Origin of the sequence: Thermotoga profunda AZM34c06, assembly GCF_000828675.1 — a bacterium.
GTDB classification, from domain to species: Bacteria; Thermotogota; Thermotogae; order Thermotogales; family DSM-5069; genus Pseudothermotoga_B; species Pseudothermotoga_B profunda.
On sequence record NZ_AP014510.1, the window covers coordinates 1381879 to 1397296 of the forward strand.

14 protein-coding genes are annotated in these 15418 nt (G+C 38.7%); 2 read left to right on the top strand and 12 right to left on the bottom strand.

Annotated elements, in window-relative coordinates; genetic code table 11:
* The first annotated feature begins 86 nt into the window (after positions 1–86).
* Both TSP02S_RS06675 and TSP02S_RS06680 read left to right on the top strand, forming a co-directional pair.
* Positions 87–2153 (top strand): efflux RND transporter permease subunit, encoded by a 2067-nt coding sequence (locus TSP02S_RS06675; RefSeq protein ID WP_041082868.1) that lies wholly within the window; start codon positions 87–89, stop codon positions 2151–2153.
* Complete coding sequence (locus TSP02S_RS06680; RefSeq protein ID WP_232503674.1) at positions 2110–2793, top strand: pseudouridine synthase; 684 nt, start codon at positions 2110–2112, stop codon at positions 2791–2793. Before TSP02S_RS06675 ends, TSP02S_RS06680 begins: the two co-directional genes overlap by 44 nt.
* Here the strand turns inward: TSP02S_RS06680 and TSP02S_RS06685 are convergent.
* From TSP02S_RS06685 to TSP02S_RS06740, 12 genes are all read right to left on the bottom strand, one after another.
* On the bottom strand, positions 2773–3687 hold the full coding sequence (locus tag TSP02S_RS06685) for an ABC transporter permease (RefSeq protein WP_041082871.1): 915 nt from the start codon (positions 3685–3687) through the stop codon (positions 2773–2775). The two genes, TSP02S_RS06680 and TSP02S_RS06685, sit on opposite strands and share 21 nt — an antisense overlap.
* Positions 3680–4729: an ABC transporter permease gene (locus TSP02S_RS06690; RefSeq protein WP_041082873.1), complete on the bottom strand. Its 1050-nt coding sequence runs from the start codon at positions 4727–4729 to the stop codon at positions 3680–3682. Before TSP02S_RS06690 ends, TSP02S_RS06685 begins: the two co-directional genes overlap by 8 nt.
* Complete coding sequence (locus TSP02S_RS06695; RefSeq protein WP_041082875.1) at positions 4726–6273, bottom strand: ABC transporter ATP-binding protein; 1548 nt, start codon at positions 6271–6273, stop codon at positions 4726–4728. The genes TSP02S_RS06690 and TSP02S_RS06695 overlap by 4 nt, the downstream gene beginning before the upstream one ends.
* 36 nt (positions 6274–6309) lie before the next feature.
* A complete protein-coding gene (locus TSP02S_RS06700; RefSeq protein WP_041082877.1) occupies positions 6310–7374 on the bottom strand; it encodes a BMP family ABC transporter substrate-binding protein in 1065 nt (354 codons plus the stop codon).
* Positions 7371–8120, bottom strand: a complete 750-nt coding sequence (locus tag TSP02S_RS06705) for a nucleoside phosphorylase (RefSeq protein ID WP_041082879.1) — start codon at positions 8118–8120, stop codon at positions 7371–7373. The genes TSP02S_RS06700 and TSP02S_RS06705 overlap by 4 nt, the downstream gene beginning before the upstream one ends.
* Positions 8121–8123: 3 nt before the next feature.
* Entirely contained in the window at positions 8124–9047 is a 924-nt protein-coding gene (locus TSP02S_RS06710; protein ID WP_052465369.1) for a nucleoside hydrolase, read from the bottom strand.
* A gap of 183 nt (positions 9048–9230) precedes the next feature.
* Positions 9231–11765 (bottom strand): helix-hairpin-helix domain-containing protein, encoded by a 2535-nt coding sequence (locus TSP02S_RS06715; protein WP_041082883.1) that lies wholly within the window; start codon positions 11763–11765, stop codon positions 9231–9233.
* A complete protein-coding gene (locus TSP02S_RS06720) occupies positions 11762–12673 on the bottom strand; it encodes an RluA family pseudouridine synthase (RefSeq protein WP_041084212.1) in 912 nt (303 codons plus the stop codon). Before TSP02S_RS06720 ends, TSP02S_RS06715 begins: the two co-directional genes overlap by 4 nt.
* Positions 12654–13097, bottom strand: coding sequence for a signal peptidase II (gene lspA / locus TSP02S_RS06725; protein WP_041082885.1), 444 nt, complete (start codon positions 13095–13097; stop codon positions 12654–12656). The genes TSP02S_RS06720 and lspA overlap by 20 nt, the downstream gene beginning before the upstream one ends.
* A 1-nt stretch (position 13098) precedes the next feature.
* The gene (locus TSP02S_RS06730) at positions 13099–13914 is read right to left on the bottom strand and encodes a CheR family methyltransferase (RefSeq protein WP_041082886.1); all 816 of its coding nucleotides are present in this window, start codon (positions 13912–13914) and stop codon (positions 13099–13101) included.
* Positions 13883–14650, bottom strand: a complete 768-nt coding sequence (locus TSP02S_RS06735; protein ID WP_041082888.1) for a hypothetical protein — start codon at positions 14648–14650, stop codon at positions 13883–13885. The genes TSP02S_RS06730 and TSP02S_RS06735 overlap by 32 nt, the downstream gene beginning before the upstream one ends.
* Complete coding sequence (locus tag TSP02S_RS06740; protein WP_041082890.1) at positions 14647–15408, bottom strand: YebC/PmpR family DNA-binding transcriptional regulator; 762 nt, start codon at positions 15406–15408, stop codon at positions 14647–14649. The genes TSP02S_RS06735 and TSP02S_RS06740 overlap by 4 nt, the downstream gene beginning before the upstream one ends.
* Positions 15409–15418: the final 10 nt, after the last annotated feature.

Below are 15418 nucleotides of genomic sequence, written 5' to 3' on the forward strand. Positions count from 1 at the left end.
TCTTATTGATAAAATATATTGACTGTTAAAATTTTTAACCATATAATTTCACTGATACGAGTAATCTTCAGAGTTGGAGGAATAGCATGAAAAGATACAGTCTGACAGTTTTCTTTTTAGTTCTTGCGATTATCTTTGGTTTTATCGCTTTCTTCAAAGGAAAAATCAACGCCGATTATGTGACCTTTTTACCTGGGTATACTCCAGGTGCTACGCTTGAGCAAATCGAAAACCAAGATTTGAGAGATCTTCTCAATGTTTCTAAGAAATTCTCTGATGGAGCACAAGTAGTTGTAATAGTTCATTCGGAAAAGACATTTTTCCAATCAGAGGAAATAATGAAGGTCATCGACCTACAAAATGAATTGTCAAAATTGGAAGGCATCAAGACAGTTTTGAGTGTTGTGAATTATGCCTTCAAAGTGTCGTATTTCAATGGAAATACTCTCAGTGAAAAAATCTTAGAGGATCCCGAGTCAAGATCATTCATCTCTAAGGATGGAAAATACCTACTTTTGAACTGTATACTCACACCTTCTGATGATCAAAAACCTGTTCTTAAGAGAATAGACAATATATTGGGAGATTATCAAAGTTTATCACCACTTGTTTTTGGACAGGTAGTAATAAACGACCATCTTTTTAGTGAGATCATCCGACAAGTTTTGGTATATCCTTCGTTGATGTTTGTAGCAATTTTAGTAGTTTTTTGGATTCAAACACGCTCTCTAAGAGCGAGTTTCCTTTCTCTTGTGATACCACTTGTTGCGACAGTCATAGTTTATGGTTTTTCAGCGTTGCTCAAAGTGGAATTGAATGTTATGACGGTGATGTGTGTTAGTTTTCTACTTGTCATAGGCTCTGCCTATGGTCTGCATTTTTACAATGGAGTAGTCCGTTTTGGCAAGGATGTTCGAAAGAAGATGTTCAGACCGATCTTTTTCTCAATGTTTACAACAGCCGTTGGCTTTCTTTCGTTCTTATTCGTAAAGATAACGGCATTTAAACAACTGGGGTTGATGGTATCGTCAGGTCTTGCTTTGATTTTTTTAATACTTTTCACTTCTGGATATGAACTTTTCTATGATGAGAAAAAGAAGTATGCAAATACCTTTTCTTTCAAGATGAACAGTGGACTGTTTGGTAAAATCTTAATCTATATAGTGCTATCTATTTGTGTGATCTCGCCCTTTGTACTTCCAAAAATAGAGATTGGTATGGATCAGGCTTCATATTTTTCCAAAGACAGCCAAGTCGGACGAGCTTTAAAGATTCTCACCGAAAAATTTTCTTACCGTGAACCAGTCTACATAATGGTTGAGAAGAATACATTCTTCACAGTTAAGGATTCAGAAAATGTAAAACAAATACTTGAAAGATTGAACAGTGTGAATGGTGTTACATCGGTTCAATTTCCAAGCTCATATCCAATTCCAACCCTTGCACTATTAGCGCGAGTACAACCGGCAGTAAGTTACTTTGTTGCCGATGGAAAAACGATAAGAATAGTTGCAAATATTACCGATGAGGCTTACAGGCAAGCTGGGAAGGTTAAGAGGGTACTACTTGAAGAATTGAAAGGATACAGTGAATACAAATTCACAGTAGCAAGTGCATCGTTCATTGTGGATCAGATAAATTCTCAAATATTGAAAAGCCAATTACAGAGCCTTATCACGTCATTGATACTGATCTTTATTTCTATCATTATAGCCTTCAAAAATCTCAAATTTTCAACAATTGTGGTAATTCCAGTTCTATTGACGGCAATTTTCAATTTCATTTTTATCTATCTTATGAAGCTCAGATTGGATATTGCAACATCGATTGTTGCGAGCATATTGGTTGGTCTTGTGGTAGACTATTCTATACACCTGGCCCATGATTTGAAGATAACAAAGAACATATCAAAATCAATTGAAAACATTGGCATGCCAGTTCTCACAAATGCACTTGGCTTGATAGCAGGTTTTTTGGTGATGTCTCTTTCGAGACTTGCGTTGTTCAGAAATGTATCGATACTTCTCGTTTTTGGAATAGCTTTTGGCGTATCTTTTACAATATTTTCTCAACCACTTATAATGCAAAGGTTGGTGGAAAAAATTGAGATTGGACAGGTTTCTTTCCAACGCAAAGATGGGAACAAGAAGTGAAGTCAAAAAATATATAAAATCTGGATTGGCAACGGTGAATGGGATCGTGATAAGAGATGAAAGTTTTCATGTTTCTGAAAAAGACGTTGTCAAATTAGACGGAAAACTCGTTCTTCCTCACAGAATGGTTTACATAATCTTTAACAAACCATCGGGATATGTAAGTGACAGGACTGAGAACGAAGCATGTATATATGATCTAATAGACCATCCATACTTGGATGAACTTCAAGTTGCTGGCAGGTTGGACAAGGACGTAGAGGGATTAATGCTCTTGTCAAATGATGGTGTCTTCATACATAAAATAATAAGTCCAAAGAATCATGTTCAAAAAGAATATCTTGTATGGTTTCAGGGGGAGTTAACCAACTGGAAAATAGAATTAGTTCAAAAAGGATTAAAAACCCCGACTGAACAATTCAAGCCAGCCATTTTGCGATCCATTCGACCTGGCTTGTTGAGTCTTACGATAACCGAAGGTAAATACCATCAGGTGAAAAAGATGATGAACTTTTTAGATCTACACTACACAAAAATACAGAGAATAAGAATCGGCAAGATCGAAATTGGTGACTTAAAGCCCGGCGATTTTCGCGAACTTTTTGAAGATGAAATAAAATCATTGTTCTTGAATTCGTGAATGAGATCTAATTTTTGATCTTGCGTAAATTATAAGAACCACGATTGTCAAGATAAATGGCAGCATGTTAGTGATCTCTGAAGGTATTCGTAAAGACTGTAGAGTGATACCGAGTGCCTCTGCCACACCAAATATCAAAGCTCCAAAAGCACCAAATAAAGCGGAATTTCCTCCAAGGGCTTGAGCGGCAATTGAGATGAATCCTCTACCAGAGGTCATATCCCTGGCGAACCACGAAACATAACCCATCGACAAAAATGCCCCACCAAAACCAGCAAAGATTCCGCTTAAAACAAGTGATAAAGATTTCATTTTATTCACTGAGATACCTACAGAAACGGCAGCATCTGGATTCTCACCGACAGACCTCATTCTGATACCCAATGGTGTCTTTTTGACTAAGTAATTGACGACAAAAATTGAGAGTATCGCTATATAAGTCAGTGTATTGTGCCCACTCAAAACTTTACCAATGAAGGGTATATCTTTCAAAAATGGGATATCGATTTTTGGTATTGTGAAACTCCTCAAAGATGCCGAAGACCCTTTATCTCCTGTTATCGCATAAAGTAAGAAAACAGTTAGACCTGACGAAAGTAAATTGATGGCAACGCCACCTATGACCAAGTCCGTTTTCAGTTTCAAGTGAAAATAGGCAAGTAATATGGCAAGTAAAGTTGAGGAAGCAACACCCGCCAGAAGACCAATCCATGAATTTTGGGTGAATGAAGCTATTATAGTTCCCCAGAAGGCAGACATCAACATCATACCTTCGATCCCTATGTTTATCGTTCCAGTTATCGAACTCAAAAGTGATGCCATAACACCAAAGAAAAGTGGTGTGGAAACCCTAATAACGCTGTACCAAAATTCGGGATTTAGAAGATCAGTCACCTTTCATCGCCTCTTTAGCAACGGCTTTTTCTTTGAATTTTTCCAAAAGTGCTTCTGCCGTGATCAAAAGAATCATTAGGCTTTGAAGAACTATGACTATTTCCGGTGCTATTCCCGTAGTTCTACCCATGATGTTAGCACCTATTCTCAAATAAGCGATAAACAACGCACTCGGTATAACCAAGAACGGATTGTTTCTTGCCAATATTGCAACTATAATACCGTCAAAACCATAACCCGGTAATGACTGCCAGACAAATCTACGATACATCGCCGTTAATTCGATTCCACCGGCAAGCCCAGCAATCGCCCCCGATAGAATCTGTATCCAGAATATGACACTCATAGTCTTCATACCACTGTAAAATCCGAATTTTTTGTTTGCTCCAACTACTCTTATTTGGTATCCCAACTTTGTTCTGTAGAATAGTAAACCAACTAAGATTGACAAAGCAATAGCTATAAAAAGTCCGGAATTCAATCTGTATTTTGTCAATGTAGATAACCACGCGGTTTGTGGAAATCTGTATGAAACAAGGGCACCTGCAGCCTTGTCTCGAAAGTAATTATTGACCAAAAACAGCACAAGGAAATATGAAATGTAATTCATCATGAGCGATGATACCAACTCACTTGCTTTCCATTTTGTTCTCAAAATCGCTGGAACAAAAGCCCAAAAAGAACCAAAGAGAGTCGCTCCAAACAACGTGAAGATCAGATGAAGCCATGGAATCTGTGGAAATTTCAAGGCAAAGATCATCGCACCAAATGCTCCAAAGAACAACTGCCCCTCGGCTCCTATGTTGAACACCTTGGCTTGAAAAACTATTGAAAGTGCCAGTCCTGTCATCATCAGTGGGACAGAGTTGTTTAGAAACTCAAAAAACCTTCGCTGAGTTGTCATTGGACCGGTCAAGAAGAGTTTAAAAGCCTCCATAGGTTCGTCTGTGCTGAAAAGCAGAAAGATATAACCGATCAAAAGAGCTATGCCAACGGTTATAACAAATCTTGCCAATTCCAACAACATAAGTGTTCTCTTCATAAATCAACAGACTCCCTTATGTATTCAGCGCTTTGTCTTTTCACACCGAGCATGTAATACCCTAAGTCGGTCTCAGTTAAATTCTCATTTTTCAAATGTGCAACTATCTCACCTTTGTAGAGGACAATTATCCTATCAGCGATCTGAAGGACTTCCTGAAGATCAGTTGAGATGAGAAGAACTGCTTTTCCTTCATTTCTGATTTGAATGAGTTTCTTTCGAATAAATTCACTTGAAGCGATATCTATACCATGAGTTGGTTGATTCGCTATGACTATTCTTGCAGAATTTGTCATTTCACGGGCAACCACAACTTTTTGCATATTTCCGCCTGAAAGCATTCTAACCGCTGTTACTGGGCTTTTAGTTCTAACGTCAAATTCTCTTATCATCTTTTTAGCAAATTCAATTACATATTTTTTCTTATAAATCAGGTGACCAGAAAAAGGTTTCAAGTAAAACCTGTCAGATATTAAATTTTCAGCTATTGATAGATCAAGCGCACATCCCACTTCAACTCTGTCTTCTGGAATATGAGAAATTCCTACTTGTCTCAATTTCCATGGTTGAGCACCGAGTATGTTCTTACCGTTCAACATGATTTCACCAGTAGCCCTTTCTCTCAATCCAGTTAGTATTTCAACAAGTTCCTTTTGGCCGTTGCCTTCGAGTCCTGCCACAGCCAATATCTCTCCTGCTCTGAGAGAAAAATTGAGATTTTTGAGAATATGAGCGCCATCTTCTCTGAAATAATTCAGATTTTCCACTTTGAGCAAGACTTCGCCAGGTTCTTTTCGTTCCCTTTTTATGTCATACTCAAATTTTCTTCCAATCATCAATTCCACAATATCAGTTTCTGTGATATCTTTATTTTCATAAGTTCCAACAACTTGAGCATTTCGCATTATTGTTATTCTATTAGCTATTTGTTTGACTTCGTTCAGCTTATGAGTTATGAAAATAACAGTTAAACCATTTTGAACCAACCTTCTGAGTACCTCAAACAGGTCATTGACTTCCTGTGGTGTTAACACTGAAGATGGTTCATCGAGTATCAATATCTTTGCTCCTCTCACAAGAGCTTTGAGAATTTCTATTCTTTGTTTCACTCCAACTGGTAAGTCCAAGACCTTTTCCCATATTGGAATTTCAAAGTTCAAACGTTTCGCGTAATCATTGATGATATTCTCCACTTTCTTAGAGTCAATGGAGAAAAAGCGCTTTCTTGGTTCTATACCAAGCATGATATTTTCAGCAACAGTAAAGGATGGAACAAGCATAAAGTGTTGATGCACCATACCTATACCGAGGGTAATCGCTTCTTTTGGTGAATTTATATGCACAGTTTTGCCAAAAACTCTTATCTCACCACTTGTGGGCTTCTCAATTCCAAAAAAAATCTTCATGAGTGTAGTTTTTCCTGCACCATTTTCACCAACTATTGCATGAACTTCTGCTTCCTCAATTGAGATATTTACATTTTTATTTGCGACAACACCGTTTGGATAAACCTTTGTAATATCAATAGCTTCGATTGCCTTCATTTTCTCTCCCACCAAAAAGAGGGAGCAGGTGCCCCCTCAAGGTTTAACGCTCATTCTGAGTTTATTCAGATCATCTTGAGACATACCAAAGACTGTACCGACTTTGATCTCGCCCTTTGTGATCTTGTTCTCGATTTCTTTAATCTTGTTGCGGAATTGTTCTGGTACCAATTCTCTGTAATATTTATTGTCCGCAACTCCCACTCCGCCTTCCAAAATACCGAGATTTTCTGCCCTTCCATAAACAAGTCTGCCTTCCAAGTGCATTTTAATTCCTCTGAAGATTGAGAGATCGACGTTTTTCATCATCGATGTCACAATCCTTTTAGCTATTTCTATGTCTGTACTTTCATAAATGAGAGCCTGATCAGAGTCGACACCTATTGCCCAGCGATCTGCTTCCTTCGCCGCTTCTAACAAGCCTATGCCAGTGTTTCCAGCAACGTTGAAGATGATGTCAGCACCTTGTCTATACATGGCAAGGCTCAATTCTTTACCCTTTGCAGGGTCGTTGAAGTTCCCAACATAGGAGATAAGGACTTTGATATTCGGATTTATATATCTGGCACCTTCAATATAACCTACCAAAAAGTCATTTATCACGGGAATATCCATTCCACCGAGAAAGCCTATAATCGGTTCTGGGTTAGTTTTTGGCATACCAGATGTTGTGATCATAGCGGCAAGGGCACCCATGAGGAAAGAACCTTCGTTTTGTTTGTAAAGTATCGAATAGACATTTTTCACACCGGGCTTACTGTAATCGACTGATGTATCGAAAATGAAATATTTCTTGTCTGGATTCATCGCAGCTACTTCTTCGAGAATTTCTTGCATCTGCCAGGTCCCGACAATAATTATGTCGTAATCTTGATCAGAAAGATCTTCCAAATAGGGTCGCCAGTTTTCTTGTTTGTAAGAGGCTTCGATGATCTTTCCTTGAATCCCAAGCTGTCGGATTGCCATATCCAAACCTCTTGCGGCAGAATCAAAGAACGATTTGTCACCAAGGTTACCATTCAAGAGTAATGCCACTTTCAAAGGTTTTGCGAAACTGAGTACTGCCAAAACTACGAGTAAAACAACCAACAGTTTCTTCATTTACCAACACCTCCCTCAATTAGAATCTCTATAGCCCTAACGGCTATTCTGATAGAGTTTTCTAAACCTTCTTCGAACTTTTCACCAGCTTGTATATAGCCTTCGTCTGTGAGTTCTTCTCTAACGGTCAAGACTGCACCAGTTTTCAATTGCTTTATTCCACCTATGATATAAAGTGCACCTATTTCCATTTCTACTGCAAGGACACCGGCTTTGACCAGTTGTTTTTCCAAATGATCGTGTTTTTCTGGATCAAAAGCCCTTCCATAATACGAATCTGTCGAAAGAACTGTGCCAACGTGGAATGGATTTTTTACGTCCCTTGCTGCTTTCACAAGCGCATCTACAACCTGAAAATCTGCCACAGCAGGATATTCAGGAATTATATACTGAGCAGTCGTTCCATCCAACCTAACTGCTGCATTCACGATCACGCTATGACCAAGCTTGAGATTCTTTTGAAAAGCCCCAGTTGTTCCAACGCGTATTACAACCCTTGCATTTGTTGTGGATAGTTCTTCTATACCAATTGCCATAGCAGGTGCTCCCATTCCAGTTGACATCACACTGACTTTTTCACCTTTGACATAACCTGTGTAGGTGAGATATTCTCGATTGTCACCTACTTTTACAGCATCTTGAAAATATTTCGCTACCCGTTCCACTCTACCTCTGTCACCAACAACAATGACATATCTACCCACATCATCTGGTTTAACCTTTATGTGGTACCTTGGATCCACCATAATCTATGCCTCCTTTAAATTGTTGAACTCTTCGAAGAAGATATCAAAGAATTTCTCACTATCAGCCTTTAACATAATTTTGGCATTTGGAATTTTACCGGATGTATGCCAGATATCAACGACTGTTTGCCCATAAGTGAGTTCGCCTTTTGTCTCTACATCAACATGATATTCCTTCACTTCGAATATTTCTGGATGCAACAGATACATCACAGTACACGGATCATGTAAAGGAACACCTTCGATACCAAAAACTCTCTTATATGTGGACTTAAAGAAAACAAGTAAATCTGCAAGAAGATTGAATTTTGCTCCAAATTGCCTCATTCGGCTCACTTCTCTTTCTGTGACGATAACCTGGTGTGTAACATCCAGTGGAGCCATAACAATCGGTACACCAGAATTGAAAACAATTTTGGCAGCTTCTGGATCGGCAAATATGTTGAACTCAGCAACAGGTGTTACATTGCCGAAAGCAATCCCACCACCCATTAAAACAATTGAATTTATTCGTTTGATCAGATGAGGATAGCGAAGCATGAAAATTGCGATATTTGTCAAAGGACCTGTTGGAACCAAGATTACATCTGAATACCTTTCCAACATCTGGGCGATGAAGTCAACTGCATGAGTTTTTTCGATAGGTCTCTTTGGCGATGGAAGTTGAGCACCTTCGAGCCCTGATTTACCGTGTATATCTGGGGCCACAATGGTATTTCTGATAAGCGGTCTACCACATCCGGCAAACACGGGAATATCGATGTCAAAAAGATCTAAAACCGTCCTTGCGTTTCTCGTCGTGTTTTCCAGGTAAGAATTTCCTACAACAGTGGTAACACCAAGCAATTCGATTTCTTTGGAAGCCGCAGCTAATAGAATAGCAAAAGCATCATCATGACCTGGGTCACAATCAAGAATAATACGCACAATAACACCTCACTCTGTTTGCATTCAGGGTATAATCTCTCTGAAATTCTACCATGTATTTTTGCGATCACTCAAGCTTTGTTTCTATGATGTGAAAATATGCCAAATTTCATCAGGACAGTCCTTGTTGAAAATAAGTAGCAAAAAGAGTGTGATAATCTTTGTTACAAAATATTTTTCGGATCAGGTATTTTTGAGCATAACATTTATTTTGTAATGATCTAATAGTGGTCTTGTTGAATCGATGCAGACTTTTTTATCAAGGAGTTTAACTTTCACCATTTCTCTTTCTGAAGCAGGTTCGAAATCCATATGATCAAAACAACTTTGCGGTTCATAGACAACTGAGTCTACCTTTGATAAGTCATAGTATTCATCGATCGAACAATCTGGTTTTACAACACATAGATATTCTCCGTCGGGTAGATTTCCTTTTATCCGTATTATCGTCGTGCCGTCACTTGCAAAATTCGAATCAACCAACAATGCAACTGGTAGAATTCTCCCAGAAACGAACACCTCGGTCAAAGGCGCAAAGTTCTCTTGAAAGCTGATCTGCAAAGGGGTTAAAGGAAAACCATATACCTGTTCTTCGAATGCGGCAATATCTTTTTGGGTAAACTTCAAGACTTTTTCTTCACGGTGTTCTCCAAAGATCGAGGACATTTCCGTCAAAGACGAATCGTATCCTTTTTGAAATGCATTGAACGCCTTTATTGATTCTTCACGAGTAGAATATAGGCAATCAAAGGCTCCTGCAAAGACCAATCTTTCCAATGTTGAAAGAGGTATTGAGGTTTTCCTCGTAAAATCATCGATGCTTGAAAACGGTCCTTTTGTAATACACATATTTGCGATTGAATTACTCACGCCTGCTATCACTTCAAGCGGTAACTGAAATTCATTGTCTTTTAACTCAACTGGATTGATCGATGGATGAACTACCCGAAAACCCCGAGAACGTAATTCTTGAACCGAAAGAAAGATTTTCTCCCTATCGCTGGAATGTTCTTTCAGATATATTGTGAAAAACTCCTTAGGAAAATGATGCTTTATATAAGCGAGTTCATAACTTATATGCGCATAAGCTATACTGTGAGATTTGTTGAATCCATACGAAGAAAATCTGAGTATAATTTCAACCAATTGTTCTATCGAGAATCTGTCATACCCTTTGCCTATTGCTCTACGTTTGAATTGTTCTGCTGCATCTTTCATTACATTTAAGTCTTTCTGCGATATAGCCTTTCTGAAAAGATCTGACTCAGCAGGTGTCATGCCAGCCAAATCTACAGCAATTTTCATCAATTGCTCTTGATATATCATCACACCATATGTTTCCTCGAAAAACCGACTGCGCTCACCACAGCCACGCTTTCTTTCAGCGTAAAGCTCGTTCAATTTGGCAAGTAACGGTCCAGGTCTGTTTACAGCAAGAAGATCAGAAAGTTCTCTGATATCTTGTGGTCTAATTTGCCTGCAAAGGCTTCTTGCGGGCAAACGCTCAAGCTGGAAAATACCGTGCGTTCTACCAGATGAGATCTCTTTATAAACTAAAGAATCATTTATGGGAATCTCTTTGAGACCAAGAGACTTTTTCAATTTATGGAGCAAAGATAGGGTCGTCAAGCCCAAGATATCTATTTTTGTAATTCCAACCTTACTGAGAGAATCCATGTCATATTCGAGTAAAAACGGCTTTGTATTTGGAACAATCGGTAAGGGTAGAACTGAATCTGCTATGACAACACCAGCTGCATGTGTGCTTCTGTGAAAAGGCAAACCATTGAGAAGGTCAAATGTCTTGGATTTTATTTCGATCCCAAGTCTTTTTGATTCATTCTGCAAAGATTTTGGAGAAAGTGTGGCAAATGTAGAAATTTGAGCAACAAAGGCAAATTCTTCGGAGAGTTTTTCAATCAAAAAAGCACGTTTTTCATCTTCAACATCTATATCTATATCCGGTAATTCTTGGCGGTATTCATTCAAAAATCTTTCAAATAATAGATCATACTTTATTGGATCCACACTCGTGATTCCCAAAATATAAGAAACAACAGATCCCACAGCACTGCCACGACCTGGTCCAACACAAATATCAAGAGATTTTGCGGTATCTATGATCTTTTTCACTGTGTAAAAATATGGTTCAAAGCCGAGTTTTTCAATCACTTCAATTTCTTTTTCAAACCTTTTTCTATATTCCGGTACCAAGTCATTTAGATAACTCCTTAACCACGATTTTTGTGGCTGGGGAAATCGCACACTCACCCGTAAATCATATGTCTCACAATTGAGTGATATCGCGACATCTTGGAATTTTCCTTCAAAAGGTGATCCGAGTTTACTTGGACTTGAAAGTAGTTGGCACATGATTTCATATGCTTCACGATGAGAGTTTTCAAGGTAATAAACCAGCTTCACAGAATTTATATCTAACCAATTCAACTTTGGTTCCCTTTTTTGATTGTATGCATTGACAAGTTCTTCAAATTCAATACGGTTTCTCGCATAGAAAATCTTTTCGCCGATTCTCAACCCATGAACAGGTATCAATCCTTTTTTTCTGCATAGATCGTTGAAAATCACAGCACTGTGAAAATTCTTGTCTGCGATCAACAAAGATTTCAAGCCATACTTACAGGCTTTTTCAACAACTTGTTCGATTTTTAATATAGAACCTTCAAAAGAATATGGGGAGACAATAGCTGGTATCACGTGATCTTCACAACCTGAGAATTCAACTTGATAATGAGATCTTTGAAATCATCAGGTAAAGGAGCTATAAAACTGAGCCACTTGTCAGTTCTTGGATGATAAAATTCAAGCTTTGCTGCATGCAGCATTTGACGAGGTGCTCCAAGACTATTACCGTAAAGCTTATCTCCCAAAATTGGATGACCTATGTATTTCATATGTACTCTTATCTGGTGAGTACGTCCTGTTTTGGGGTACGCTGCAACCAAAGATGCTGTATCGTCAAAATATCTGAGAACTTTGTAAAATGTTATGGCGGCTCTACCCGTATCGTTAACAGACATCTTTGTTCTAAAAACCGGATGCCTTGCCAGAGATACTTTGATCTCTCCTTGAGGATCACTTATCCTACCTCGAACCAGAGCCAGATAAACTTTTGAAACTTTTCTATCTTTGAATTGTTGAGAAAGATTTCTATGGGATAAATCGTTTTTTGCCACAACCATGACCCCCGAGGTATCTTTGTCCAATCTATGGACGATACCGGGTCTTAATTCTCCACCGATTCCTTGGAGATCTTTGCAATGATAGAGCAACGCATTTACGAGTGTCCCACTTGTGTGTGAAGGGATTGGATGGACTATCATACCAGCTGGTTTGTTTATCACTATCAAGTCATGGTCTTCGTAAAGTATCTCAAGGTCTATTGGTTCTGGTTCAATCGACAGGATCGTCGCTGGTTCGGGGTCTGGTACGAATATCACATCTTTCACCTTCACCCGATAACTTGGTTTCTGTGGTTTACCATTGACTGTTATCTTACCTTCTTTTATGGCTTTCTGTAGAAAACTTCTTGAAATCTTTGCAGGTATCTTTTGCAAAAGGTAGAGATCGAGTCTTTGCTCTTGCTCAACTCTGTTCACCTTTATCTCCAAGACTCTTCTCTCCTATCAATAAACCCAGAATTATCAATATGCCACCGAGCGTGATGAAAAGATCGGCAACGTTGAAAATAGCGGGAAAGTACCTCAAGTTTATGAAATCAACAACATAACCGAATCTGAATCTATCAACGATATTTCCAATCGCCCCACCAACGATCATCTGTAGACCGACTTTTGTGAGAGATGAGCTTTTAACAAAGCTTGATACGAATGAAAGTATTAGCGTTACGGCAAAGGTCACCCATAACACCCATGGCGCCCTTGAGAATAAACCAAATACTATGCCGGTGTTTCTGGTGTAGGTAAACCATAGAACACCGGGAATTGCAAAAATTGGTTGAAACAAAAACCTTTCTACCAACATCTTCGAAAGTTGATCCATTAGAACCACGAATGTTACCCAAAACATTTCATTTCACCCTTTGATAGAAGAAGGGACTGGCTATTTTCAAACCTATCTCAGCGTAGTCAAAGATTCTCTCTGTACTTCCCACAAATAGAATACCGCCAAGTCTCAATGCTTTCACGAAATTTCTGTAAAGTTGGTCCTTAGCAGCCGATTCAAAATATATCACCACGTTTCTACAAATTATCAAATCAAGTGAGCTGGGAAATGGATCTTGAAGCATGTTGTGTTTCTTGAATTCGATTCTTTTCTTGATAAAGTCTTTTATCTTATAACTACCATCGAGTAGTTCAAAATACTTGTCAAGGTAAGATTTCGGAGTACTTACCATCGATCTCGCTTCATACAAACCTTCTCTTGCTTCTTCGAGTGCCCTTTCATCTAAATCCGTTGCCAGTATCGATGCTCCCAGGGGAGCTTTCAATTCTTCAAGCAAAATGGCCAAAGAATATGGTTCTTCACCACTTGCGCAACCTGCACTCCATGCTTTGAATCTACTTCTACTTACAGCAAGCAACTCTGGCAAATATTTATCACGTAGTTCCCACCATTTTTCTGGATTTCGAAAGAATTCTGTCACATTTATCGTTAATTTATCGAGAAATTCTTCTTTAGCAGTTGGGTTTGAAAGCAAGAATTTCAGATATTCTTGAAAAGAAGATAACCTGTATTTCTTTATGAGTATCTCTATTCTTCGTTTAACTCTATGTGGTTTGTAACCCGATAGATCCAGTCCAAAATATCTATGGACTTCTTTCACAAACCATTGAAAATCTTCCATTGGAAATTCACCAGAAAACTGGGAAAGAAAATCCTGCATACCATCGCTCCTTCTGAGAATTAAGTATCAAGTAGATTTGATCTATCTTTTTTCTCACATCAATCGATTCAGTTGTTATCAAAACCCACTCATCTTTGTTAAACCAACCAAATCCAATGTTAGTTTCACCTGCAAGATATTGTCCAAAGAAAAACAATCTTTTTGACCCAAGACTCACTCTAAAACCCATATTTGGTACAAAAAAGCCAGAAAACTCACCTAAAACGATACCTATTCCATAGCCATAATTGGATACAAAAGGTTCTATCTGTAGATCACCGAACTTCACCGGAATTCCTAAATGATAACCAGAGTCGCTATCAACACACACAGAAAAATGAGGAACTTTGAAAAATAACGCGTAATTGTCTTTCAGAACAAATCCAACAGAACCATTGAATCCCCATAGGCTGAGAGTGTGTGGCTGATACTCAAGGTTACTATAACTCAACCAACCACTATATGGCACGACATATCTTACTCCTCCATTGTCTAAATCCAGTGAAAAATATTTCAGATTGTCGAATGGTTCATAGATGGGTAAAACTTTCAGTCCAGAACTATCACCAACAAATCCCAATGTGAATGCAAGGTCTGCCTGGACGCGCCAGAATTCGACATATGGAGACACAGTTAAACCAAACCAAGAATAGCTGCCAAGGGCAAAATCGAGATTTACCACGGCAGCTAAGAAACAGGTTGGCACTATTAGCCAAACAAACAACAAATTTTTCATTGATTTAATTGCGAAAGTATTGCCTCCATTTCCGCATCGTCCATCTCAAAGTTCGAGTAAACATCTTGCACATCATCCATGTCCTCAAGTGCATTCAACAATGTGAGTATTCTCTCGGCATCTTTTCCAGTGACTTGAACGGTATTCTTGGGGACATAAGATATATTGGCATCAACTTTGTAGCCATTTTTTTCGAGTGCTTCTTTGACTGTCGTGAGATTTTCGGACGATGTGACTATCCTTATTGGGTCATCTTGATCATTGATATCTTCGGCTCCGGCATCAATCGCTAACATAACTACCTCTTCAACATTTGCCACCTGATCACGTGGTATGTTGATGATTCCCTTTCGCTCGAAAATCCAACTAACTGCTCCAAGATCTGCAAGACTTCCACCATGTCTGCTGAGGACATGCCTTAATTCTTGCGCTGTTCTGTTCTTGTTGTCTGTCAGTGCACGAATGTACAGTGCCACACCCGCGGGACCATAAGCTTCGTAAATGATCTCTTGATAATCTACTCCTTCTAATTCACCTGTACCGCGTTTGATGGCTTTTTCAATATTGTCTTTTGGCATATTCGCTTCTTTTGCTTTTTCAATTGCCGTTCTCAATCTTGGGTTTGTTTCTGGATCTCCTCCGCCCTCACGAGCCGCAACGATTAATTCCCTGATCAGCTTAGTGAACATCTGAGAACGTTTTGCATCTTGTGCCATCTTTCGATGTTTGATATTCGCCCATTTGTTGTGACCAGACATTTTCTTCCCT